The organism is Bacillus multifaciens (assembly GCF_030756675.1).
Taxonomy (GTDB): domain Bacteria; phylum Bacillota; class Bacilli; order Bacillales; family Bacillaceae_G; genus Bacillus_A; species Bacillus_A multifaciens.
Genome location: NZ_JAVBXD010000001.1, coordinates 254,065 through 275,497 on the forward strand (window position 1 = coordinate 254,065; position 21,433 = coordinate 275,497).

Annotated in this window: 23 protein-coding genes and 1 tRNA gene; 6 read left to right on the forward strand and 18 right to left on the reverse strand. The window is 36.3% G+C overall.

What is annotated here, in order from left to right:
• Positions 1–133: 133 nt before the first annotated feature.
• Positions 134–745: a superoxide dismutase [Mn] gene (gene sodA / locus Q9306_RS01445; RefSeq protein WP_306194531.1), complete on the reverse strand. Its 612-nt coding sequence runs from the start codon at positions 743–745 to the stop codon at positions 134–136.
• A 224-nt stretch (positions 746–969) separates the two neighbouring features.
• Positions 970–1,043 (reverse strand) — tRNA-Ile (locus Q9306_RS01450).
• A 207-nt stretch (positions 1,044–1,250) separates the two neighbouring features.
• On the opposite strand from Q9306_RS01450, the gene Q9306_RS01455 reads away from it, so the two are divergent.
• The 3 genes from Q9306_RS01455 to ispG all read left to right on the forward strand — a co-directional run bounded on the left by Q9306_RS01455 (position 1,251) and on the right by ispG (position 3,858).
• A complete protein-coding gene (locus tag Q9306_RS01455; protein ID WP_306194533.1) occupies positions 1,251–2,018 on the forward strand; it encodes a DUF1189 domain-containing protein in 768 nt (255 codons plus the stop codon).
• A gap of 65 nt (positions 2,019–2,083) precedes the next feature.
• Complete coding sequence (locus Q9306_RS01460; RefSeq protein ID WP_306194535.1) at positions 2,084–2,425, forward strand: hypothetical protein; 342 nt, start codon at positions 2,084–2,086, stop codon at positions 2,423–2,425.
• A 341-nt stretch (positions 2,426–2,766) separates the two neighbouring features.
• Complete coding sequence (gene ispG / locus Q9306_RS01465) at positions 2,767–3,858, forward strand: flavodoxin-dependent (E)-4-hydroxy-3-methylbut-2-enyl-diphosphate synthase (protein WP_020062652.1); 1,092 nt, start codon at positions 2,767–2,769, stop codon at positions 3,856–3,858.
• Positions 3,859–3,910: 52 nt separating this feature from the next.
• On the opposite strand, the gene Q9306_RS01470 is transcribed toward ispG, so the two are convergent.
• The 4 genes from Q9306_RS01470 to Q9306_RS01485 form a co-directional block, all read right to left on the reverse strand.
• Entirely contained in the window at positions 3,911–4,324 is a 414-nt protein-coding gene (locus Q9306_RS01470; protein ID WP_098914927.1) for a Fur family transcriptional regulator, read from the reverse strand.
• Between the two features lie 13 nt (positions 4,325–4,337).
• The gene (locus Q9306_RS01475; RefSeq protein ID WP_035429754.1) at positions 4,338–5,171 is read right to left on the reverse strand and encodes a metal ABC transporter permease; all 834 of its coding nucleotides are present in this window, start codon (positions 5,169–5,171) and stop codon (positions 4,338–4,340) included.
• On the reverse strand, positions 5,168–5,941 hold the full coding sequence (locus Q9306_RS01480; protein ID WP_306194540.1) for a metal ABC transporter ATP-binding protein: 774 nt from the start codon (positions 5,939–5,941) through the stop codon (positions 5,168–5,170). The genes Q9306_RS01475 and Q9306_RS01480 overlap by 4 nt, the downstream gene beginning before the upstream one ends.
• A gap of 158 nt (positions 5,942–6,099) precedes the next feature.
• Positions 6,100–6,978 (reverse strand): YitT family protein, encoded by an 879-nt coding sequence (locus Q9306_RS01485; protein WP_306194542.1) that lies wholly within the window; start codon positions 6,976–6,978, stop codon positions 6,100–6,102.
• 145 nt (positions 6,979–7,123) lie between these two features.
• Between Q9306_RS01485 and Q9306_RS01490 the strand changes: the two genes are divergently transcribed.
• Positions 7,124–7,378, forward strand: a complete 255-nt coding sequence (locus tag Q9306_RS01490) for a DUF2624 domain-containing protein (RefSeq protein WP_098914935.1) — start codon at positions 7,124–7,126, stop codon at positions 7,376–7,378.
• Positions 7,379–7,552: 174 nt separating this feature from the next.
• Here Q9306_RS01490 and Q9306_RS01495 read toward each other — a convergent pair whose 3' ends face one another.
• Complete coding sequence (locus Q9306_RS01495; RefSeq protein ID WP_306194544.1) at positions 7,553–8,449, reverse strand: deoxyribonuclease IV; 897 nt, start codon at positions 8,447–8,449, stop codon at positions 7,553–7,555.
• Positions 8,450–8,945: 496 nt separating this feature from the next.
• Positions 8,946–10,256, reverse strand: coding sequence for a DEAD/DEAH box helicase (locus tag Q9306_RS01500; RefSeq protein WP_306194546.1), 1,311 nt, complete (start codon positions 10,254–10,256; stop codon positions 8,946–8,948).
• A 305-nt stretch (positions 10,257–10,561) separates the two neighbouring features.
• Here Q9306_RS01500 and vrrA point away from each other — a divergent pair, with 305 nt between their 5' ends.
• Positions 10,562–11,221: a VrrA/YqfQ family protein gene (gene vrrA / locus Q9306_RS01505; protein WP_306194548.1), complete on the forward strand. Its 660-nt coding sequence runs from the start codon at positions 10,562–10,564 to the stop codon at positions 11,219–11,221.
• A gap of 91 nt (positions 11,222–11,312) precedes the next feature.
• Positions 11,313–12,254: a 4-hydroxy-3-methylbut-2-enyl diphosphate reductase gene (locus Q9306_RS01510; RefSeq protein ID WP_306194550.1), complete on the forward strand. Its 942-nt coding sequence runs from the start codon at positions 11,313–11,315 to the stop codon at positions 12,252–12,254.
• Positions 12,255–12,325: 71 nt separating this feature from the next.
• On the opposite strand, the gene Q9306_RS01515 is transcribed toward Q9306_RS01510, so the two are convergent.
• The 10 genes from Q9306_RS01515 to Q9306_RS01560 all read right to left on the reverse strand — a co-directional run bounded on the left by Q9306_RS01515 (position 12,326) and on the right by Q9306_RS01560 (position 21,305).
• Positions 12,326–13,447 (reverse strand): Nif3-like dinuclear metal center hexameric protein, encoded by a 1,122-nt coding sequence (locus Q9306_RS01515; RefSeq protein ID WP_306194552.1) that lies wholly within the window; start codon positions 13,445–13,447, stop codon positions 12,326–12,328.
• Positions 13,444–14,151 carry a tRNA (adenine(22)-N(1))-methyltransferase gene (locus Q9306_RS01520; RefSeq protein WP_306194555.1) on the reverse strand — a complete coding sequence of 236 codons (708 nt, stop codon included), beginning with the start codon at positions 14,149–14,151 and terminating at the stop codon, positions 13,444–13,446. Before Q9306_RS01520 ends, Q9306_RS01515 begins: the two co-directional genes overlap by 4 nt.
• A gap of 176 nt (positions 14,152–14,327) precedes the next feature.
• Positions 14,328–14,687: a cytochrome c550 gene (gene cccA, locus Q9306_RS01525; protein ID WP_306194557.1), complete on the reverse strand. Its 360-nt coding sequence runs from the start codon at positions 14,685–14,687 to the stop codon at positions 14,328–14,330.
• 385 nt (positions 14,688–15,072) lie between these two features.
• A complete protein-coding gene (gene rpoD / locus Q9306_RS01530; protein ID WP_020062259.1) occupies positions 15,073–16,194 on the reverse strand; it encodes an RNA polymerase sigma factor RpoD in 1,122 nt (373 codons plus the stop codon).
• 59 nt (positions 16,195–16,253) lie between these two features.
• On the reverse strand, positions 16,254–18,050 hold the full coding sequence (gene dnaG / locus Q9306_RS01535) for a DNA primase (RefSeq protein WP_306194560.1): 1,797 nt from the start codon (positions 18,048–18,050) through the stop codon (positions 16,254–16,256).
• Positions 18,051–18,088: 38 nt separating this feature from the next.
• Positions 18,089–18,547, reverse strand: coding sequence for a YaiI/YqxD family protein (locus Q9306_RS01540; RefSeq protein WP_020062257.1), 459 nt, complete (start codon positions 18,545–18,547; stop codon positions 18,089–18,091).
• A 254-nt stretch (positions 18,548–18,801) separates the two neighbouring features.
• Positions 18,802–19,614, reverse strand: coding sequence for a pyruvate, water dikinase regulatory protein (locus Q9306_RS01545; protein ID WP_306194562.1), 813 nt, complete (start codon positions 19,612–19,614; stop codon positions 18,802–18,804).
• 29 nt (positions 19,615–19,643) lie between these two features.
• Positions 19,644–20,276 carry a transcriptional regulator CcpN gene (gene ccpN, locus Q9306_RS01550; RefSeq protein WP_306194564.1) on the reverse strand — a complete coding sequence of 211 codons (633 nt, stop codon included), beginning with the start codon at positions 20,274–20,276 and terminating at the stop codon, positions 19,644–19,646.
• 105 nt (positions 20,277–20,381) lie between these two features.
• Positions 20,382–21,128, reverse strand: coding sequence for a DNA repair protein RecO (gene recO, locus Q9306_RS01555; protein WP_306194566.1), 747 nt, complete (start codon positions 21,126–21,128; stop codon positions 20,382–20,384).
• A 33-nt stretch (positions 21,129–21,161) separates the two neighbouring features.
• Positions 21,162–21,305 (reverse strand): YqzL family protein, encoded by a 144-nt coding sequence (locus tag Q9306_RS01560; RefSeq protein ID WP_090916686.1) that lies wholly within the window; start codon positions 21,303–21,305, stop codon positions 21,162–21,164.
• Positions 21,306–21,433: the final 128 nt, after the last annotated feature.

Here is a 21,433-nt window from a genome sequence, read left to right on the forward strand (position 1 = left end):
GAAGAAAAGTGTAAAATGAAACTTTCATTCGTAAACATTTTTCTCATTAATATTGTGGTGAGCCAATCAGCTCTCCAAAAAAAGAGCACACAAAAAAGCTAGGAGAAATTTCTCCTAGCTTTTATAACTATTATTATTTTGCGTCTTGGTAACGTTTTTCAACTGCATTCCAATCTACAACGCTCCAGAAAGCATTGATGTAGTCAGGACGACGGTTTTGGTAATGTAAGTAGTATGCATGCTCCCAAACGTCTAATCCTAAAACTGGAGTTTTTCCTTCCATTAATGGAGTGTCTTGGTTTGGTGTGCTTGTTACTTCTAATTCACCATTGTTTACAACTAGCCATGCCCAGCCAGAACCGAAGCGAGTTGCGCCTGCTTTTGCAAACTCTTCTTTAAATGCGTCAAAGCTACCAAATTTCGATTCAATTGCACTTGCAAGTTCACCTACTGGTTGTCCGCCGCCATTTGGAGAAAGGATTGTCCAGAATAAAGAGTGGTTTGCATGTCCGCCACCGTTATTACGTACTGCTGTGCGAATTGCTTCTGGTACTTCGTTTAAGTTTGCAACTAACTCTTCGATGCTTTTTTCTGCTAATTCCGCATGTCCTTCTAATGCAGCATTTAAGTTTGTTACATATGTGTTATGATGTTTTGTATGATGGATATTCATTGTTTCTTTGTCAAAATGAGGTTCTAACGCATCATACGCATAAGGTAAATTTGGTAATTCATGTTTCGCCATTGTTATATTCCTCCCATTGTATGTATTGCCGATAATGACTTGGCATACAAATTCATTTTACCCTAATTACATAAGGGTGAAAACAAATTTAGCGTATTGCCTCGCTAACATTAAGGTAGCAAATTTCCCATTTCTTTTCAAACGAAATGCTCATACATTCCGTAAAAAAAGCTCCCTTCTATTAAGGAAGCTTATCCGCTATGTATCAATATACGAAATGGATATGGACCCTGTAGGACTCGAACCTACGACCGGACGGTTATGAGCCGTCTGCTCTAACCAGCTGAGCTAAGGGTCCGCAATATATACAGCACCGTAGTTAGAATCGATATGCTCTAGCTAGTTAAACTTCAATTTTATGTAAAAATGTAAGATAAATTTACCATAGTAAAAAGAAATGTGTCAATTGTATTTTCACATGCGACATGATATATCTTGTGATTCCTTAAAAATATACGTTACAATAAGATTGTAAATTAACATATTTAAAGAAGGAAGTGAATGCATGTCCATATTTACACAACTATTTAAAAGCCTATACGCACCAAAAGAGATGGCACTCTTTCGTTTTCAAAAAATCGGTAAGACGATTCTTTACATAATGTTACTCTGCCTACTTGCTACCGTCCCAAAAACGATTTTATTTGGAGATTTCATTCAAGAAGGCATTAGTATAATCGATCGCTCTATCGAAAAAGATATACCTGATTTTAAAATTGAAAATGGTGAGCTTCACACAGACATTAACAAACCAATTGTAAAAGATGAAACAAATTTTATCTTTGTATTTGATCCAAATGCGACTGACACAAAAGCTTATCCAAACCGTGATGGTATATTCATTTTAAAGGATAAAATGATTTCAACAGCACAGCAAAAAACACAATCCTTCCCATATACTGATTTAGGAAATACAACTTTTGAAAAGAAAGATATCAAAGAATTAGTTTCATTCTTTGATAACATCTCGCCACTTGCCATATTCTTTGTCGGGATATTTATTTACCTATTCGAACTATTTATTATATTCCTTGGCGTTACGATATTGGCATTTATAGGCTCTGCAATGAGCGGAGAGCGTAAATTATCTTACAAACAAGTTTGGACATTAACTGCCTATAGTTATACAATCCCAACTATATTCTTTATGATTATGGACTTATTAAAAGTGCATGTCCCATTCTCATTATTTATATTCATTGGTGTTGTTCTCATCGTTCTTTATTTAACAATAAAAGAAGTGCCAAAACCAAAAGAAAAAAATTCACTATAAAAAATGCCTTTAAGGCATTTTTTTTTTGGACAAGCATATATTTCTCTACAAAGGAGTGGAAAAATATGAAAAGGCTTGGCGGTGTCTTGTTACTACTTGTTCTCGGTTACGTCTTGTACTACGATATGACAATTGGCACGTTACCGTTGCTTCATACATATTCCAAAACAAAAGAAACTTCAGCTAAAGTTGCAAGTAATAAACAAAAAGAAAATACATCACTGGCAAAATATAAAGTCATTGAAGTAAAAACAGGCGATACCGTTCTCTCTATTACAGAAGAAATTAATAAGAAAAAAGTCCCTTCTATTGAAAAAGTTGTTACGGACTTCAAGGACTTAAATCAAAACAACTCTCCAGCAAAATTACAAGTCGGAAAAAAATACAAATTCCCCCTCTATCCGTAATAACATCACATAATCCTTGTCAATTACAGTAAGGCGCTGATACAATAGGAAAAGTGAAACTATATAAATACAAATTGAAATAATACAACATAAAAGCTCCTTTTTTAGTTGGTCGAGAGCATCTGGCCATGCACAGAAGCGGTCAGAGCCTTTTCCTGCCCCATGCAATGGTTAAAACAAAGGGAGAAAACAAGTAGCGATCATGTTTTTTCTGCATAGAAGCGACTTATATGTTGAAAAATCAAAATGGATTTATATAGAACTAGACAAATACTGCATACAATATAAATGCGTTTGTCTACAAAATAAGAAACTTCTTTTATAAGGAGAGCGATCTATTCGTGAATGAAATAACTCATCGTACAAAAACACGTCCTGTTAAAGTTGGAAATTTAACAATCGGCGGTAATAATGAATTAATTATACAAAGTATGACAACAACGAAAACACATGATGTGGAAGCAACAGTTGCTGAAATTAAGCGTTTAGAAGAAGCAGGTTGTCAAATTGTTCGTGTAGCCGTTCCTGATGAGCGCGCTGCAAATGCAATTGCTGATATTAAAAAACAAATTAATATACCTCTTGTTGCTGATATTCATTTTGACTATCGCCTAGCATTAAAAGCAATTGAAGGTGGTATTGATAAAGTTCGTATCAATCCAGGAAACATCGGTCGTCGTCATAAAGTTGAAGCAGTTGTAAATGCTGCGAAAGAACGCGGCATCCCAATCCGTATCGGTGTAAATGCAGGTTCATTAGAACGTCATATTTTAGAAAAATATGGATACCCAACCGCTGATGGTATGGTAGAAAGCGCATTGCACCACATTAAAATTTTAGAAGATCTAGATTTTCATGACATCATCGTATCGATGAAAGCCTCTGATGTGAATTTGGCAATTGAAGCGTACGAAAAAGCATCTCGTGCTTTCAATTATCCATTACACCTTGGCATTACAGAATCTGGAACTTTATTTGCTGGAACTGTAAAAAGCGCAGCTGGTCTTGGTGCAATCTTAAGCAAAGGTATCGGTAATACGTTACGTATCTCATTAAGTGCAGACCCAGTCGAAGAAGTAAAAGTAGCGCGTGAATTATTAAAATCATTCGGACTTGCTTCTAATGCTGCTACATTGATTTCTTGTCCAACATGCGGACGTATTGAAATTGACTTAATTAGCATTGCAAATGAAGTAGAAGAATATATTTCAAAAATTAAAGCACCGATTAAAGTTGCTGTCCTTGGCTGCGCAGTAAACGGCCCTGGTGAAGCGCGTGAAGCAGATATCGGGATTGCTGGAGCACGCGGAGAAGGTCTTCTCTTCCGCAAAGGTGAAATTGTACGTAAAGTACCAGAAGAAACAATGGTGGAAGAGTTAAAGAAAGAAATTGATAAAATTGCAGAAGAATACGCAGCAAAACAAGAAAAATAAGATGTAAAGCTGCTAATAAAAAAGCTTGTCAGTTTTAAAACTGACAAGCTTTTTATTGTGCACATTTCGGACAGCGTCCATATATTTCAAATTTATGTCCCGTTACTTCATATCCTGTAAAGTCTTTGTTCATAAATTCCATTGGACACGATGTAATTTCCTTCGTTCCGCCGCAATCTAAACAGATGAAATGGTGATGGTGTTCTATAGTAGAACATTTGAAGCGAAAATGTTTTTCACCATTTAACTCTGTCTGTTCTAAAATACCGATTTCTACAAACAGAGTTAAGTTGCGATAAATGGTATCAAAACTAAGTCCCGGATAGTCACCCTTCATATTAGCTAAAACATCTCTTGCTGTTAAATATTTATTATGATTGGCAAATAAACGCAACATGTCTTCCCTTTTTCCAGTATGTTTATAACCCTTCTCTTTCATAAGGTGTAAAGCTTCTGTAAGATTCATAGTTATCCCTACTTTACGCAGTTTTTTTCTTCTTCCATAAGATTGCACCGATTAAAATAAGAACTGATAACACAACAATTGTACCACCTGGAGCAAGGTCAAGTTGGTAAGAAGCTAACATACCTCCGATTACTGCAATCTCACCAAACACAATGGAGAAAAAGATTGTTTGCTTAAAACCTTTCGCAATTCGAATACTTGCTGCAACTGGTAATGTCATTAACGATGACACGAGAAGAATACCGACAACACGCATTGAAATCGCAATAACAAGTGCAACTAAAATAATGAAAATAAAGTGAATCCATTTTGCACGTAAACCTGTAGCTACAGCGTATTCTTCATCAAAAGATAATAAAAACAGTTCTTTATATAATAAAATAATGACAGCAACTACAATTACAGCAACGAATCCAATAATAAGCAAATCACTACTTGTAACTGCACTCACACTACCAAACAAATAACTAAATAAATCTGTATTAAATCCATTGGCAAGAGAAATGAAAATTACCCCAATCCCAATACCAGCTGACATAATAATAGGAATTGCTAGTTCCTGAAAATGTTTATATACCGTTCTTAATTTTTCAATAAGCAGAGCGCCGCCAATAGAAAATATCATCCCCATATATAATGGATTCAAAAAACCACCTGTAAATACGGTTTTTTCTAGTAATAAACTCGCTGCAATACCTGATAACGTAACGTGACTTAATGCATCAGCAATCAACGATAAACGACGAATGACAACAAAGACACCAAGCATCGGGGCAACAAGTCCAATTAAAACTCCAGCATATAAAGAATTTCGTAAAAAATCATATTGCAAAAAATCCTGTATCATCGTATCCCCCCGTGATGCTCGTGATCATGCTCTAAACGATGAACATGGTAACCATATAATAATGACATTTCAGCATCTTCTAACTTTTGGAACGCATCGACATTTCCGTGGAAATGAAGGCGCTGATTTAAGCAAGCAACATGTGTAACTTTCTCTGTCACAGCTCCCATATCATGCGTAACAAGAATAAGTGTAATCCCTAAATGCTTATTTAAATGTTCTAGCATGTTATAAAAGCTTTCTACATTTTTTACATCGATACCGACAGTAGGTTCATCCAAAATTAATAACTCTGGATCACTTACGAGCGCACGCGCAATAAACACACGTTGTTGTTGTCCACCAGAAAGCTCACCAATATTTCGATTCATAAACTCACTCATGCCAACATCAGCAATCGCTTTTGTCACTTTCGCTTTATCCATCTTTGTTAAAAAACGAAACAGGCCTTTCTTAGAAACAAGTCCCATCGAAACAACTTCAAATACAGTTGCTGGGAATCCAGAGTTGAAACTATTTGCCTTTTGGGAGACATAGCCAATTTTATTCCAATCTTTAAATTTTTTACTATCCATACCAAACAACCGAATTGTTCCTTGTTTCGGTTTTAAAATCCCTAATATACATTTCAATAATGTAGATTTTCCTGATCCATTCGGTCCTACTAAACCTAAAAAAGCTCCTTTAGGAACTTGCAATTGAATGTCCTCTAACACATTTCGCTCTTCATAACGAAAGGTTAAATTCTCGATTTCTAATATATAATTCATCATATCTCACCTATTTTAATTCAGAATGATTCCGATTTACTTCTGTTTAAATTATATTATAGCCCATTACGAGTTGTAAACCAATCTGCTCTAAAATATACCTTTCATTTTAGATAACTTATCTATTATAACAAAAAGCAGAGAAAATCTCTCCGCTTTTAGTGAATTGCTGATTTAAATTTTGCACCTTTTGTTTCTTGTGTATTCATAATAGTAATGAAAGCATTTTCATCTACTTCATGAACGATCGATTTTAGCTTTGTTACCTCTAAACGAGTAATAACTGCATAGATCACTTCTTTTTCTTTATCCGTGTAGCCACCCTTTCCAACTAACTTCGTTGTTCCGCGGCCAAGTCGATGTAAAATTGCATTTGAAACCTCTTCATAATGATCCGAAACAATAATTACTGCTTTTGTTTCATCTAAACCTTGGATAACCGTATCAATCGTTTTAAAGGCAATATAGTATGTCATGACAGAATACATTGCTTGTTCTACACCAAATACAACTGCCGCCCAAGCAAAAACAAAAATATTCATAAACATAACAAATTCACCGACAGAAAACGGTAATTTCTTTGTTAGTAAAATACCTAGAATTTCCGCTCCATCCAATGAACCACCATGTCTAATCACAAGCCCAACACCAATACCTAAAATTAGTCCTCCAAAGACAGTCGCTAAAATTGGCTCTGTCGTAAATGGCTGAAGGGAATGTAATGTTGACTCAATCAAAGCTAAACATACGACTGCAAAAACAGAAGATAACATAAATGTTTTTCCAATTTGCTTATAACCTGAGTACATAAACGGTAAATTGAGGATTACAACTAAAGTGGAAAAGCTTAGCCACCAAATATTTGGTGTAAGGAAATCTAATATGAGGGACACACCGATAATACCACCATCAATAATTTTGTTTGGAATTAAAAATAGCTCAAGTGCAACGGCTGCACAGCCAGCACCTATGACAATCATAACAAGACGATACACAAGATGAATTATACTTTCTTTTTTATGCTGTTGTTTTGCCATACTACCTCCTCAAATATCTATATATTTTTTCCTTTTATTATAACATACCCTCCCTTTTTTAATGAGAAAACTGCCTGCTGTGGAATATACACAAGCATATTTTACATATATTCGGATATGAGGACAAAATAAAGGAGGGAGCAACATGAACCTCATTCAACAGTTTGTAAATAAAAAATTAAACAATATGACTTCTAAGGAATTATTAAAATATAGTGCAGAATATGGAGTGCCGATTACAAACGAACAAGCAGACAAAATCGTCACATTAATTCAGGGAAAACATATTAATATTTATGATGACCAAGAAAGATTACAACTTTTAAAACAAATTGCAAAGGTCACTTCTCCTGCTACCGCACAACAAATTAATACCCTATTTCAAAAATTAATAAAGTGAAACTTTAATCAGTGGGGGTTTTCTTCATCCCCACTGATTATTAGCCCTCACCAATCGGGCTTTTACGGACAGTTTATCTCCCACCTAACTTCTTTGCTTTCGCTGAATTTTGAGGTGGGAGTATTACTGCCCACGAATAGCGGGATAAAATAAAAAAGGGGACGTTCCCCTTTTTTATTGTCCCTTAATTTTCTGAAGAACCTCTTCATCAAACACACCGTTTTTCAGCATTTCAATTTCAAATTTATACGGCGGCTTTTTATCATTTTTATCTTCACCTACATATGGTGTTTCAAGAATTTTTGGTACATTCATTAATTGTGGATGATGTACAATGTGATGCAACGTTTTATAACCTATATGACCGAAACCGATATTTTCATGACGGTCTTTTCTAGCGCCGCGTTCATTCTTACTATCATTAATGTGTAAAACCTGTAAACGATCAATACCTACAATTTTATCAAAATCGTTTAAAACACCATCAAAGTCATTAACGATATCATAGCCAGCATCATGTGTATGACATGTGTCGAAGCAAACTGATAGTTTTTCATTATGCGTTACACCATCAATAATTCTAGCAAGCTCCTCAAAGCTGCGTCCACACTCTGTTCCTTTTCCAGCCATTGTTTCTAGTGCAATGTTTACTGTTTGATCAGTCGTTAATACTTCGTTTAATCCTTCAATAATTTTTTGAATTCCTGCATCCGCTCCTGCTCCAACATGAGCCCCTGGATGGAGTACAATTTGCTTTGCAACGCCTAATGCTGATGTTCTTTCAATTTCCATGCGAAGGAAATCAACACCTAGTTGGAATGTTTCAGGTTTCGTTGTGTTACCGATATTAATAATATATGGTGCATGAACAATGATTTCTTCAATTCCATTCAGTTCCATATGTTTACGGCCCGCTTCTATATTTAACTCTTCAATCGGTTTTCTTCTCGTATTTTGCGGTGCTCCCGTATAAACCATAAACGTTGTTGCACCGTATGACACAGCTTCTTCACTCGCCGCTAATAACATTTTCTTTCCACTCATCGAAACGTGAGATCCAATTTTCAACATGTAATCACCTCTTATAAATGCAATAGCTATAATAATAGCATAATTTGTAGAAATCTGACACTATATATATAAATACAACTTGAAAAATCAACATCAAAACCGCTTTTCTTAGATGGCCGAGAGCGTCTGGCCATGCTTGAAGCGGTCAGAGCCCTTTTCTGCCACAGGCAATGTGAAAACAAAGGGAGCAAATAAGTGCATATCACTTTTTGTCTTACATAACAGCAACTTAGATGTTAAAAGATCAAAGTGGATATATATACAAGCTAAAAAACCTTTCTTTTTAAGAGAGGAGACCAGAGCATCTGGCCATGCATAGAAGCGGTCAAGGCCCTTTCCTGCCACACGCGAGGTTTAGAACAAAAGGAGCAAACGAGTACAGATCATGTTGTATTCTACATAGCCGTGACTTGTACAGAAAAGCAGAGCTAGACAAAGATGTCTAAAATCAAATCGGATTTATGGGCTCTCCGCAAAAAAAAGATAAGGAAAATCCTTATCTTTTCTTTTTGTTATATTTCTTCTTAATTTTTTCGCGTTCCCATTCAAGCTTTTTCTTGTAATTTGGCTTTACTTTTTTCGGTTTTTTCACAACTTTTTGTGCCATAGCATCTAATTCGTCATTTGGTTTCTTACGGCTTTGACGGCGGCGGCGAGGTCCTAATTCAACCATCTCACCTGCACGCAAGTCCACATGTTTAAATTCAATATGACGCTGCTTTTCTAACGTATCTATTGCTTCTTCATCCGCTTGATCATAAATGGTTGCTGCAATACCAGAATATCCAGCACGCGCTGTTCGGCCAACACGGTGAATAAAGAAATCTAAATCAGATGGAATTTCGTAGTTAATTACATGACTAATTCCCTCAATATCAATACCACGTGCAGCTAAGTCTGTCGCTACAATATATTGAAATTCTAAATCACGAACTTGTTTCATCATTTTCTTACGATCACGCGGTGATAAATCACCATGAATACGACCAACTTTTAAACCACGTTCCGTTAAACCCTTCGCTACTTCTTCCGCCATTTTCTTTGTATTCGTAAATACGATTGCTAAATACGGCTGATATTGCAGTAACAGATTTTTTACAAGTTCAACTTTATTACGGTGCCTTGACGGAATAAGATGATGTTCAAGATTAATCGCTGCTATTTGCTTTGGATTAATATGAATATGCTCTGGATTATCCATATATTTCTTCATAAATGGTTTTAACTTTTGCGGAATTGTCGCTGAGAAAACAAGCATTTGTAAATTTTTCGGCATACGTGCTGCAATTTTATCCACATCATGAATAAAGCCCATATCAAGCATTAAATCTGTTTCATCGACAATAATTGCAGAAGCCGTATGTACAAATAGCGCTTGCTCTTCCACTAAATCTTTAATACGCCCTGGTGTTCCCACCACAACATGCGGTTGTTTCTTCAATTTTTCAATTGAACGTTGTTTATCTGTTCCACCAATAAAACAACGTGCTGTAATCATTTTGTCTTCTTCACAAAACTTAGTTATCTTTACGATTTCTTCATAAATTTGCTGCGCTAACTCACGAGTTGGAGCTGTAATTACAAGTTGTACTTCTTCTCTAGTTGCATCAATACGATTTAATGTTGGAAGTAAATACGCATGCGTTTTTCCAGATCCTGTTTGTGATTGTCCAATAATACTAACTCCCTTTTTCACAACCGGAAAAATCTTTTGTTGAATTTCTGTTGGTTCTGAAAAACGTAATTCACGAATTGCATCTATTAAAAATGGTTGAAAATCATACTGTGTAAATGTTTGCACTGTCATACATTCCACCTTCTTTCTTATTTCTACTGCGTTCATTAATCAGTCAAGTTACCATTATATCGAAATCTATCGGTAAAATCTATCTTTATATATATTCATTTTAATTTTCCAACGTATAAGTTTCTGCTATGCAAAATGCAACATGACCGTTTCTATGCGCATCCAAATGCTCTCGTCCCTCCTAAAAAGAAAGGTTTTTAACTTGTATAGCTTTAGTTCAGCATTTCAACGGAAAAACTAACCTTCTTTCCCTCCATTGCATATTGTAGTGTATATTACCTAATTGAAGAAAGGAGGATTTCCTAATGTATATGAAATCCCCTCCCTATCAACAAATGTACACACAGTCCCCATATCCTCATACAATGTACCCAACACATGGCATGCAACCGATGATGCCTAAGAAAAAAGGATTTCTTGCAAAATTGTTTCAAAAACGCAATCCTAATCCCGCTGTAGATTATATGTATATGATGCCCCCTTATAGACAATTGGAAACATACCCAAATACACCATACCAACAAAGCCAGCCATATATGCACCCTCCAAAACAGCAACAACAAATGATGCAAACTCAAATGGCGGCAGAAGATGAAACACGAGGAGCAGGAAACACACCTAGTGGAATTAGCAGTTTTTTCACAAACTTTATTTCAAATCCCACTGGAATGATTAATAACGTTGAAAAAGTTGTCCAAATGGCCCAGTCCGTTAGTCCCGTCGTGCAGCAATATGGTCCAATTGTCCGCAACATTCCTAATATCATGAAAATACTTACCTCCGGAAAAAATGCGGATGAAAAACAAACAGAAGAAGTCAAAACAACTACCGCTGCTTCTACTGCTACTCACTCTGAAGAAATCCCGATTACAAGCAAACCGCTTGTTCCTCCAATCACACTTGAAGATAAGGTAGAAGCAGAAAATGTACACTCTAGCACCCCGAAACCAAAGCTATACGTGTAACATTTCTTTGTCATCTGCTTTCTTCTCCTTTATAATGAAAAGGATTAGCTTTAAAAAAACAAATCCTTTTTTAAAGGAGCGGATTAATTACATGAAAATCGTTAAAATTTCTCCTCGCGGCTATTGCTACGGCGTTGTAGACGCGATGGTCATTGCGCGCAATGCAGCGCTCGATAAAACATTACCAAGGCCAATTTATATCTTAGGCATGATTGTACACAACAAACATGTAACAGATGCATTTGAAGAAGATGGCATCATTACGCTTGATGGCCCAAGCCGCTTAGATATTTTAGAAAAAATCGAGTCTGGAACTGTTATTTTTACAGCTCACGGTGTATCTCCAGAAGTAAAACAACGTGCTAAAGAAAAGGGCTTAACAACAATTGACGCAACATGTCCTGATGTTACAAAAACACACGACTTAATTGAAGCAAAAAAAGAAGAAGGCTACCATATTATTTATATTGGTAAGAAAGGACACCCTGAGCCTGAAGGTGCAGTCGGGATTGCGCCAGATATTGTCCATCTTATCGAAAAAGAAGCGGACCTTGAAGCACTTACCATTCCAACAGAAAAGATTTTAGTTACAAACCAAACGACGATGAGTCAATGGGATGTTCAACATATTATGGGGAAAATTCAAGAAAAGTTTCCAACAGCGGAGTTCCATAAAGAAATTTGCCTTGCTACGCAAGTGCGCCAAGAAGCTGTTGCCAAGCAAGCAAATGCTGCTGACTTAACAATCGTTGTTGGTGATCCAAAAAGTAATAACTCTAACCGCCTTGCACAAGTATCTGAAGAAATTGCTAGTACAAAAGCATACCGCGTTGCCGATGTAAGTGAAATCCAATTAGAATGGCTACAAGGCGTAGAAACAGTCGCTATTACGGCAGGGGCATCTACACCAACGCCTATTACAAAAGAAGTAATTGCATTTTTTGAACAGTACGATCCAACAAACCCTGCAACGTGGGAGCGTAAGCGAAACGTACCATTACAAAAAATCTTACCGAAAGTTAAAGTAAAATAACCTTTCCATCAGTGAAGTTTCCCGAAAAAGTAAAATCCGTTATCTCATAAGATAACGGATTTTATTTCATTCTATACAAATATAAATGGATCTGTATGTAATTCTGAAGCATGAATACGCGCAGTAAATTTTTTCTCATCCACTTTTTCTTGTAATTGTTTTTGTACACCTTTTTTCATTACTTTTTCCACGTTATGCCCTGGGTCTACGATATTTAATCCGAGCATCATCGCATCATGCGCAACGTGATAATACATATCTCCCGTTACATATACGTCTGCTCCTTTAAACTTCGCTTGCTTTATATACTTATTCCCGTCTCCGCCAAGTACTGCTACTTTTTTCACCGTTTGCTGTAAATTGCCAACAACACGAGCTCCCTTTACATCAAGAGATTGTTTCACATGCTCCGCAAATTGTTGTAATGTCATTTCTTGCGATAAATATCCAATTTTCCCAAGACCTAATGTTTCACCTTTGTTTTCTAACGGATAAACATCGTATGCCACTTCTTCATACGGGTGTGCACCAAGCATTGCCTTCATGATTTTACGTTGCAGCGACGCCGGAATAATCGTTTCAATCCGAATTTCTTCCACCTGTTCTAAACGCCCTGTCTCTCCGATATACGGATTTGTTCCTTCTTGCGGCAGAAATGTCCCCTTGCCTTCACTATTAAACGTACAATGACTATAATTCCCGATATATCCTGCTCCTGCATCACCGATTGCTTGGCGTACTGCATCTGCATGCGAAGAAGGAACAAACACAACTAGCTTTTTCATCTCTTCTGTATAAGTAGGAACAAGTACCTCTGTTTCCTGCAACCCTAAAGCATCTGCTAATAAATCGTTCACACCGCCTTTTGCAATATCAACATTTGTATGAGCAGCATAAACTGCAATATCGTTTTTTATACACATTTCAATAATACGCCCGTATGCTTGCTCTGTATGAATTGCTTTCAGCGGATTAAAAATAAGCGGATGATGGGCAATAATTAAATTTACCCCTTTTTCAATTGCTTCTCGCACAACTTCTTCTGTTACATCAAGCGCAATTAACACATTCTCTACCGGTTTATTTAATGCCCCAATTTGCAATCCAACTTTATCACCTTCGACTGCTAAATGTTTCGGGTACATACTTTCAAACAAAGAAATAATTTCGTATCCATTAGGCGTTTTACTCATGATAAAACCTCCTCAATCATACGGATCTTCTCAAGTACTTCTTCACGCTTCGCTTTTGTCTCTTCTGTTTCTGTTGCACGCTCTAATTGCTTACAAATATTCTCAAAGTTTTTTCGTTCACTTTCCCATTTTTCTACAAACACTTCATTTTTCTCTTTCATTAAAAATGGTCCCATGAATAAAGCTTCTTCTTTTTTCTCTTTGTAAGGTGCTAGAACATCACCTTGTTCTCCTACTAAAATTTCGTAAATCTTTCCGTCTTCTTTTACGATTTTTTCTTTTATTAATTCCCAACCATTCTCAATAAACCATTCACGAATATGATGCGCGGCAATGTTTGGTTGTAAAATTAAACGAGTTACACCCTTCAGCTTCTCTTTTCCATTTTCTAAAATATCACGAATTAATGCACCGCCCATACCTGCAATTGTAATGACATCTACTTCGCCTGGCGTGATGACCTCTAAACCATTCCCTTTACGTACGCTCACTTTATTTTGCAATCCGCATTCTGCTACTGTAGCTTGTGCAGAACGAAATGGACCTTCTACAACCTCTCCTGCTACTGCCTGCACGGCAATATGATGTAAAATTGTATAGCAAGGCAAATAAGCATGATCCGAACCAATATCTGCAACAGTGGAACCCGCTGGAATTTCAAGTGCCACTTCTTCTAATCGTTTTGAAAGCTTTACTTCATTCATTTATTTCTATTGCTCCTTCTCTTTCAGTCTGTCTCCATGATAAAGAATTTATAGTTGTGATTGCAAGTAGATAAATCATTTTACTCTGTTTATAAACCATTTATTTTTAAATTCAATGTTTGGGTACACAAAAAAGCTCTTTACTTAAACGTAAAGAGCTACTATGTAATCCACTATTACTTTTTCTTTGATAGCCAATCCGCCACTTTAGATGCTTGATCCGCCGGAATAATACCTGGTGGCATATTTCCTTTTCCTTTTACAATTACTTCTTGGATTTGATCTTTCGAAAGCTTGCCGCCAACTTTTTGTAAATTAGGACCAACCGCCCCCTGCAATTGATCACCATGACAACTTGTACAACTTTGTTTTACAATCTCTTCTGGTTTTGCTGCTGTTTGTGTCGTTTTTCCTCCGTTTTTCTTCGCGTCAGCTAGTTCCTTTGATTTATGCATGCCTTGAAATGAAAATACAAACATAACAATAATTCCCAATACAGCAATAAGAGCAAATGGAATTAACGGATTACGCTTCATTTTTTCTTTTTCCCCCTCTACATCCCCTAATAGTTTGATGATTCAGTCATTTCTATTGTACTTGAAAACAATCTACCAGAAAAGACCAAACTAAAATAAGTCAAAAACATTCCGTATATTCAATTAATTATCCCACTACAAATTCACGTAGTTTTTTGCTAAATATCAACTTTTCTCATCATAAACAGTTACATTCTCCACATATTTTTGTTAAGAATACACGAAATTAATCGAAAAATCGAAAAATGACTATTTGCAAATCAAAAGACAATTCTGTAAAATAAATTACAAGAATTGTAATCGCTACTGACAAATAAAGTTTAACAAAAATTAACAAAAGAAAAAAGTTTACTTCACATTAATGAAGTAAACTTTACACAAAGCTCTATTCTAAGAAATCTTTCAAACGTTTGCTACGGCTTGGGTGTCTTAATTTACGAAGCGCTTTTGCTTCAATTTGACGAATACGCTCTCTCGTAACGCCGAATACTTTTCCAACTTCTTCAAGCGTACGAGTTCGTCCATCGTCTAAACCGAAGCGAAGACGAAGAACATTTTCTTCACGATCTGTTAATGTATCTAGTACATCTTCTAATTGTTCTTTTAATAATTCATACGCTGCGTGATCTGCAGGAGATGTTGCTTCTTGGTCTTCAATAAAGTCACCTAAATGAGAGTCATCCTCTTCACCAATTGGTGTTTCAAGAGATACAGGCTCTTGTGCAATCTTTAAGATTTCGCGTACTTTTTCAGGAGCAAGATCCATTTCTTCACCAATTTCTTCTGGAGATGGCTCACGACCTAAATCTTGTAATAATTGACGTTGAACACGAATCAATTTATTAATTGTTTCAACCATATGAACTGGTATACGAATTGTTCTTGCTTGGTCCGCAATTGCACGTGTAATGGCTTGACGAATCCACCACGTTGCATACGTACTAAATTTATATCCTTTGCGGTAATCAAACTTTTCAACTGCTTTAATTAGACCCATATTTCCTTCTTGAATTAAGTCTAGGAAAAGCATACCGCGGCCAACATAACGTTTTGCAATACTTACAACTAGACGTAAGTTTGCTTCTGCAAGACGGCGTTTCGCTTCTTCATCGCCTTCTTCAATACGTTTTGCAAGAGCAATTTCTTCTTCAGCAGATAGTAAGTCAACACGACCGATTTCTTTTAAGTACATACGAACAGGATCATTAATTTTTACACCTGGCGGTACACTTAAATCGTTTAAGTCAAACTCTTCTTCAGCTTTGGCTAATTGACGAGTATTTGGATCTTCATCGCTGTCGCCAACTAAATCGATTCCTTGTTCACCTAAATATTCATAATATTCATCCATTTGATCGGATTCAATATCAAATCCGCTCATGCGTTCTGCAATCTCTTCATATGTAAGAACGCCACGTTTTTTTCCGAGCTCTGTGAGTTGCTCTTTCACTTGCTCAAGTGTCATATCAGTTTCAATTTGTTTAGAACGAGCTGGTTTATCAGCCATTTGTTCCCCTCCTTACGCGAGATACAAACAATGATTATAGTAAGTTTTTATACAAAAAGCTATTTTCTTGCTTTTCGTTTTTGCAAATATTCTTGGAAAAATCGTGCTGCTGCTAAATGATCTTCTTTTTCCATTTGCTTTAGCATAAAAATATTTTCCATCTTCTTTAACTTTTGCTTATGCCGACGCAGCGCGTCTACATTGCCATGAAGTAATTCTTCTGAGAACTCAGGATTAATCATTTCATCTGTTGAAATATTAGTTACAATATTTTTCAGCTTTTCATCAGAAAGCCAACTTAGAAAGTTTGCGACTGACGGTTCATTTCCCTTTTCATAATATGCGTATAGCTCATATAAAATCCCTTTATGTTCTTCTGTATGAAAATCTTCTATATGAGGTTCGATACGAAAGGCGATATCTTCACTCTGCAACATGTGATAAATAAGCTCTCTTTCAGCTCTTTCAAAACCAGAAAATTTCGGCTTCACATGAACAATTTGAGAAGGCTGTGCAATTGGCTTTGTCTGTTTTTGCTGTACCTTTTGTTCTTTGCGATATTGGTGCAATTGCCCCAGCAGTGTTTCCATTGAGTAAGCAAATTCCTGTGACAATGCCTTCAAATACGATTCCGCTTGCATTGCATCTTGCAATGACGCTAACTCTTTTAAAACACTTTTCACATAAGCTTCTTTTCCAGACTCATCTTGCAAATTTTTCCCTAAACGAAGATAATTTATTTTAAATCCAACAAAACTTATACTTGCCTGTACAAGTTTTTGAAACGCTGTTGTTCCATAACGCTGTACATACTCGTCAGGGTCTAATTTATCTGGCATAGAGACAACTTTCACTTCACAACCGGTTTGCAATAACAATTGTCCTGCTTTCATTGTTGCTTCTTGTCCTGCTTTATCACCATCATAGCAAAGAACAACAGTTTCAACATTACGCCGCAAAAGCTTTGCCTGTTCCTCAGTTAAAGCAGTTCCCATCGTAGCAACAGATTCTTCAATCCCACTTTTCACAGCAGCTAAAACATCCGCATATCCTTCAAAGAGAAGAACTTGTCCTCGTTTTCGAATAAATGACCTTGCTTGATGAAAGTTATATAGCAACTTGCTTTTATGAAAAATAGGTGTCTCTGGACTATTTAAATACTTAGGCGTATCATCTCCTAATGCCCGTCCACTAAAAGCAGCTACTTTCCCTTGCAGTGTATGAATTGGAAATATAACTCGTCCACGAAAACGATCATGATAACTGCCATCCTTCTCACTGCGAACAAGTAATCCAGCTTGCTCCATGACAGCAGGTGAAAAACCTCGTTTTTGTAAGATTTTTGCCGCTGCATCCCAAGCAGGGGTGGCGTATCCAATTTCAAACTTTACAATCATTTCTTTTGTAATACCTCGCTCTAGTAAATACGCAAGCGGCTGTTTTCCTTCTTCTGTATTTACTAAGAGATGATGATAATACTTTTTCAAAAGCTCGTGGGCTTGCACCATAATCGTGCTATCATCAGATATATTTTGTGTTTGCTCTAGTTCTGATGTAAAGTTAGCAACAGGAATACCATTTCGCTCACCTAATTTTTGCGCAGCTTCCGTAAAAGACAGTCCGTCTATTTTCATTAAGAAAGAAAAAACATTTCCTCCTTCTCCACACCCAAAGCAATGAAAAATTTGCTTATCAGCGGAAACAGAAAACGACGGTGAGTTTTCGCCATGGAAAGGACAAAGCCCAAAATAATTTCGACCTTGTTTTTTTAGCTGTACATATTCACCAATCACTTCAACAATATCAGATGATGTACGAATTTGCTCTACAACTTCTTCGGGAATTCTGTTCCCCATAACTCCATCTCCGTGTCGTATTTTGTATTCGATACAAATTACAAGATTCCTTTATAATTCGACAATATTTTTTCTAAATTTGCCAAAAAACATTGTCGATCGCGTTTAGAAAAGGCTTTTGGCCCTTTTGTAAAGGTTCCTTGTCTGCGTAACTTCGCAGATACGTATCGACTATATAAAATTGTATCCATATGCTCATCGGTCACAATTGTGCCGCGCGGAGATAATACATAAACTCCTTTTTTGACAAGAAGACCAGCAAGTCCCATATCCTGTGTGATAACGAGATTTCCTGCTTCTGCACGCTGATAGATATAAAAATCCACCTCGTCTTGCGCAGAATCTACATATATCCAATTTCCCTTCTGACTTCTTGACTGATGGGCGTAGGATGCGATAAACCAAATATCGACATGAAATTTTGCACCGACGCGCATAATTTCTTCCTTCACTGGACATGCATCTGCATCAACATAAATTCGAGTGATGTTTTGCATATTTCTCTATTCTACATCCCTTCTGTGAATCCTTCCATAATGTGCGTTTTCTTGTTCAGATTTTTGTCGATTTTACGTAAAAGCATGTCCTTTACAAAACCTATCACTAGTTTATTCTGAAAAATTGAAGTCTAAACGTAAAATGAATGTTTTTATCACAATTTTTTATTATAATACATTTTTCTAAACTTAGCTACATGTCCTTTTAATTTTTATAGTGAGTGAAAAAAGCACATTCACCTTTGGTAAATGTGCTAAAACATTTTTTGGTTTTGCACTGCATTCACAATAATATTTGCCGTTTCTTCAATTGCCTTATTCGATACATCGATAACCGGGCAACCTATTCTACTTACAATCCGTTCAAAGTGTTTAATCTCTTCTTTAATACGTTCAATGTTTGCATAATTTGCTCCATCACTTAATCCAAGAGATTTTAAACGTTCTTTGCGAATATGATTTAATTTATCAGGCGTTATTTTTAACCCAAAACATTTTTCTTTCGGCACATGGTATAATTCTTCTGGCGGATCCACTTCCGGTACGAGCGGGACGTTAGCAACCTTTAATCGCTTATTATGTGCTAAGTATTGCGAAAGCGGTGTTTTCGATGTACGCGAAATTCCAATTAATACAATATCTGCTTTTAAAAGACCTCGTGAATCTCTACCATCGTCATATTTTACAGCAAATTCAATTGCCTCAATTTTTTTGAAATACTCTTCATCCAGCTTTCGTACAACCCCTGGCTCATATCTTGGAGTTTGTTTTGTTACATCTTCAATTTGATCGATAAGAGGACCGATAATATCATAAACTTCTACGCCTTCTTTTTCTGCTTCTTCTCGTAAATACTTTCGCATATTAGGCTTTACTAACGTAAAACAAATAAGAGCATTATTACTTTTGGCGATAGAAATAACTTCTTTTAACGTCCCTGTATCTTCTACATATGGCACACGTCTAATATCCGGAGCAAATGGAAATTGCCCCATCGCTGCTCGAACAACTAAATCAGCTGTTTCTCCAACTGAATCAGATACGACATATACGATTTTACTATTCATTGCATTACCTCACTTTAAACGAATTGCCTTTACTCATGATTCACGAAATCAACGAATGCACGCGTAATATTTGTTTTTGTAATTCGACCAACAACTTCTAATCCCTGTTTCGTCTCTTTTACAACCGGAACAGAGTCAATCTGCTTTTCTATTAACTCCATCGCAACATCATACAAGCTATCTTCCTTACGACACATCGTAACATTTGGCATTCTTGTCATAATAATATTTACCGGTAATGACGTTAAATCCTGCTTTCCTAAGCTTGCTCTTAACAAATCTTTTCGCGAAACAACACCAACTAACAATGTATTTTGATCAACGATAAATAAAGTGCCGACATCTTCTAAAAACATTGTACAAATCGCATCATATACCGAAACATTTTTATCAATCACAACTGGTCTAGATTGATAATCTTGTACGATAATCTTCTTCACCGCTTCTGAAAGCAGTTGTCCACCTGTTTTTCCAGTGTAAAAATACCCAACACGAGGACGCGCTTCTAAATAGCCAGCCATCGTTAAAATAGCCAAATCTGGTCTTAGCGTTGCTCTCGTTAAATTTAGTTGCTCAGCAATCGCTTCCCCTGTAATTGGACCGTTGTCTTTTACAATCTGAATGATATGTTCTTGGCGCTTATTCAGTTCTATGATAATCACCACCTTCATTACAAAACGAAAAAAGTTATACTATCTCTTAAATATTATATACTAAATATATCATTCGAAAAAGAAAGTATGTAAAAAGGACCCGAATACGGTCCCTTATATTTGAAATTTATCAAGTTGATCTAAAAAACGTCTTGATTTCAAATATATCCCACAGTATTCATCATAATACATATTCAATACTGTGCGCATTTGTTTTTTTGTTTCTGCTTTCACAGAGACATTTCCAAGACGAGCTAAGTCGAAATGATAAAATAACCTAAGCAGCTTGTGAATAGCTTCGCTAATTGAAATACGGTACGGATCTTGCTCAGCGTGATATTTACACAGAAAGCCGCCTTCTCTAATGGAAAAGGCGACAAAGTCTGTTGACTGATGACAAATTGCACATGTATCAAAGTATGGGTTAAGCCCTAAAACTGGCAACATCTTCGTTTGATAGATTAGCGCTAAAATTTCCGGGTCAACCCCTTCGCTCATATAATGCAACGTTTGATATAACATTTCGAATAAATACGGATTATGTTTTTTCTCTTCTGTCGCTTTATCAGTCAACTCAACAATAAATGACGCATAAGCAGTTAAAAATAAATCTTCACGAATTTCTCTCATAGAAGAAATAATCTCACCTTGCTGCAATGTTCCTAAACCAGAACCCATTTGAATAAGAAATTGGCCATGAGTTAATAATTGAGAAATGGATGACAATCTGCTTTTAGGCTTTTTAGCACCTCTCGCCATCGCACTAACTTTCCCTAATTCACGAGAAAATATAGTTACAATTTTGTTTGTTTCTCCATAATCAATCGTTCGAATGACTATTCCCTCAATTTTTTGAAACATGTTCGTCACCATCCAAGGTTCGAACAAAATGGGTTAGGAAATTGGAGAATCTAGCTCTACTTGTATTTCTTCATGCTGCTGCATTTCATCTTCTACATTTTTTTCCATTTCCTTCAAAAGAAGATACGTTTCAATGCTTCCTGTTTTCGAGAAAACTTTCCAGGTAAAATCTAACATAAGAATCCACCTTTCTCAGTGAGCGTTTCTGTAATCCAATTTCTTTCTTTGCTATTAAAATGACCCATTTTGTTCATTTTCATGTGAGAAAAATTTTTCTAAATTATACAGCTTTTATCCCGCAATTT

Bases quoted from the DNA above. Each gene is read 5' to 3' on its own strand.
- sodA (WP_306194531.1), bottom strand. From the start codon at position 745: ATGGCGAAACATGAATTACCAAATTTACCTTATGCGTATGATGCGTTA.
- Q9306_RS01455 (WP_306194533.1), top strand. From the start codon at position 1,251: ATGTCCATATTTACACAACTATTTAAAAGCCTATACGCACCAAAAGAG.
- Q9306_RS01460 (WP_306194535.1), top strand. From the start codon at position 2,084: ATGAAAAGGCTTGGCGGTGTCTTGTTACTACTTGTTCTCGGTTACGTC.
- Q9306_RS01470 (WP_098914927.1), bottom strand. From the start codon at position 4,324: ATGAATCTTACAGAAGCTTTACACCTTATGAAAGAGAAGGGTTATAAA.
- Q9306_RS01475 (WP_035429754.1), bottom strand. From the start codon at position 5,171: ATGATACAGGATTTTTTGCAATATGATTTTTTACGAAATTCTTTATAT.
- Q9306_RS01480 (WP_306194540.1), bottom strand. From the start codon at position 5,941: ATGAATTATATATTAGAAATCGAGAATTTAACCTTTCGTTATGAAGAG.
- Q9306_RS01485 (WP_306194542.1), bottom strand. From the start codon at position 6,978: ATGGCAAAACAACAGCATAAAAAAGAAAGTATAATTCATCTTGTGTAT.
- Q9306_RS01490 (WP_098914935.1), top strand. From the start codon at position 7,124: ATGAACCTCATTCAACAGTTTGTAAATAAAAAATTAAACAATATGACT.
- Q9306_RS01495 (WP_306194544.1), bottom strand. From the start codon at position 8,449: ATGTTGAAAATTGGATCTCACGTTTCGATGAGTGGAAAGAAAATGTTA.
- Q9306_RS01500 (WP_306194546.1), bottom strand. From the start codon at position 10,256: ATGACAGTGCAAACATTTACACAGTATGATTTTCAACCATTTTTAATA.
- vrrA (WP_306194548.1), top strand. From the start codon at position 10,562: ATGTATATGAAATCCCCTCCCTATCAACAAATGTACACACAGTCCCCA.
- Q9306_RS01510 (WP_306194550.1), top strand. From the start codon at position 11,313: ATGAAAATCGTTAAAATTTCTCCTCGCGGCTATTGCTACGGCGTTGTA.
- Q9306_RS01515 (WP_306194552.1), bottom strand. From the start codon at position 13,447: ATGAGTAAAACGCCTAATGGATACGAAATTATTTCTTTGTTTGAAAGT.
- Q9306_RS01520 (WP_306194555.1), bottom strand. From the start codon at position 14,151: ATGAATGAAGTAAAGCTTTCAAAACGATTAGAAGAAGTGGCACTTGAA.
- cccA (WP_306194557.1), bottom strand. From the start codon at position 14,687: ATGAAGCGTAATCCGTTAATTCCATTTGCTCTTATTGCTGTATTGGGA.
- rpoD (WP_020062259.1), bottom strand. From the start codon at position 16,194: ATGGCTGATAAACCAGCTCGTTCTAAACAAATTGAAACTGATATGACA.
- dnaG (WP_306194560.1), bottom strand. From the start codon at position 18,050: ATGGGGAACAGAATTCCCGAAGAAGTTGTAGAGCAAATTCGTACATCA.
- Q9306_RS01540 (WP_020062257.1), bottom strand. From the start codon at position 18,547: ATGCAAAACATCACTCGAATTTATGTTGATGCAGATGCATGTCCAGTG.
- Q9306_RS01545 (WP_306194562.1), bottom strand. From the start codon at position 19,614: ATGAATAGTAAAATCGTATATGTCGTATCTGATTCAGTTGGAGAAACA.
- recO (WP_306194566.1), bottom strand. From the start codon at position 21,128: ATGTTTCAAAAAATTGAGGGAATAGTCATTCGAACGATTGATTATGGA.
- Q9306_RS01560 (WP_090916686.1), bottom strand. From the start codon at position 21,305: ATGTTAGATTTTACCTGGAAAGTTTTCTCGAAAACAGGAAGCATTGAA.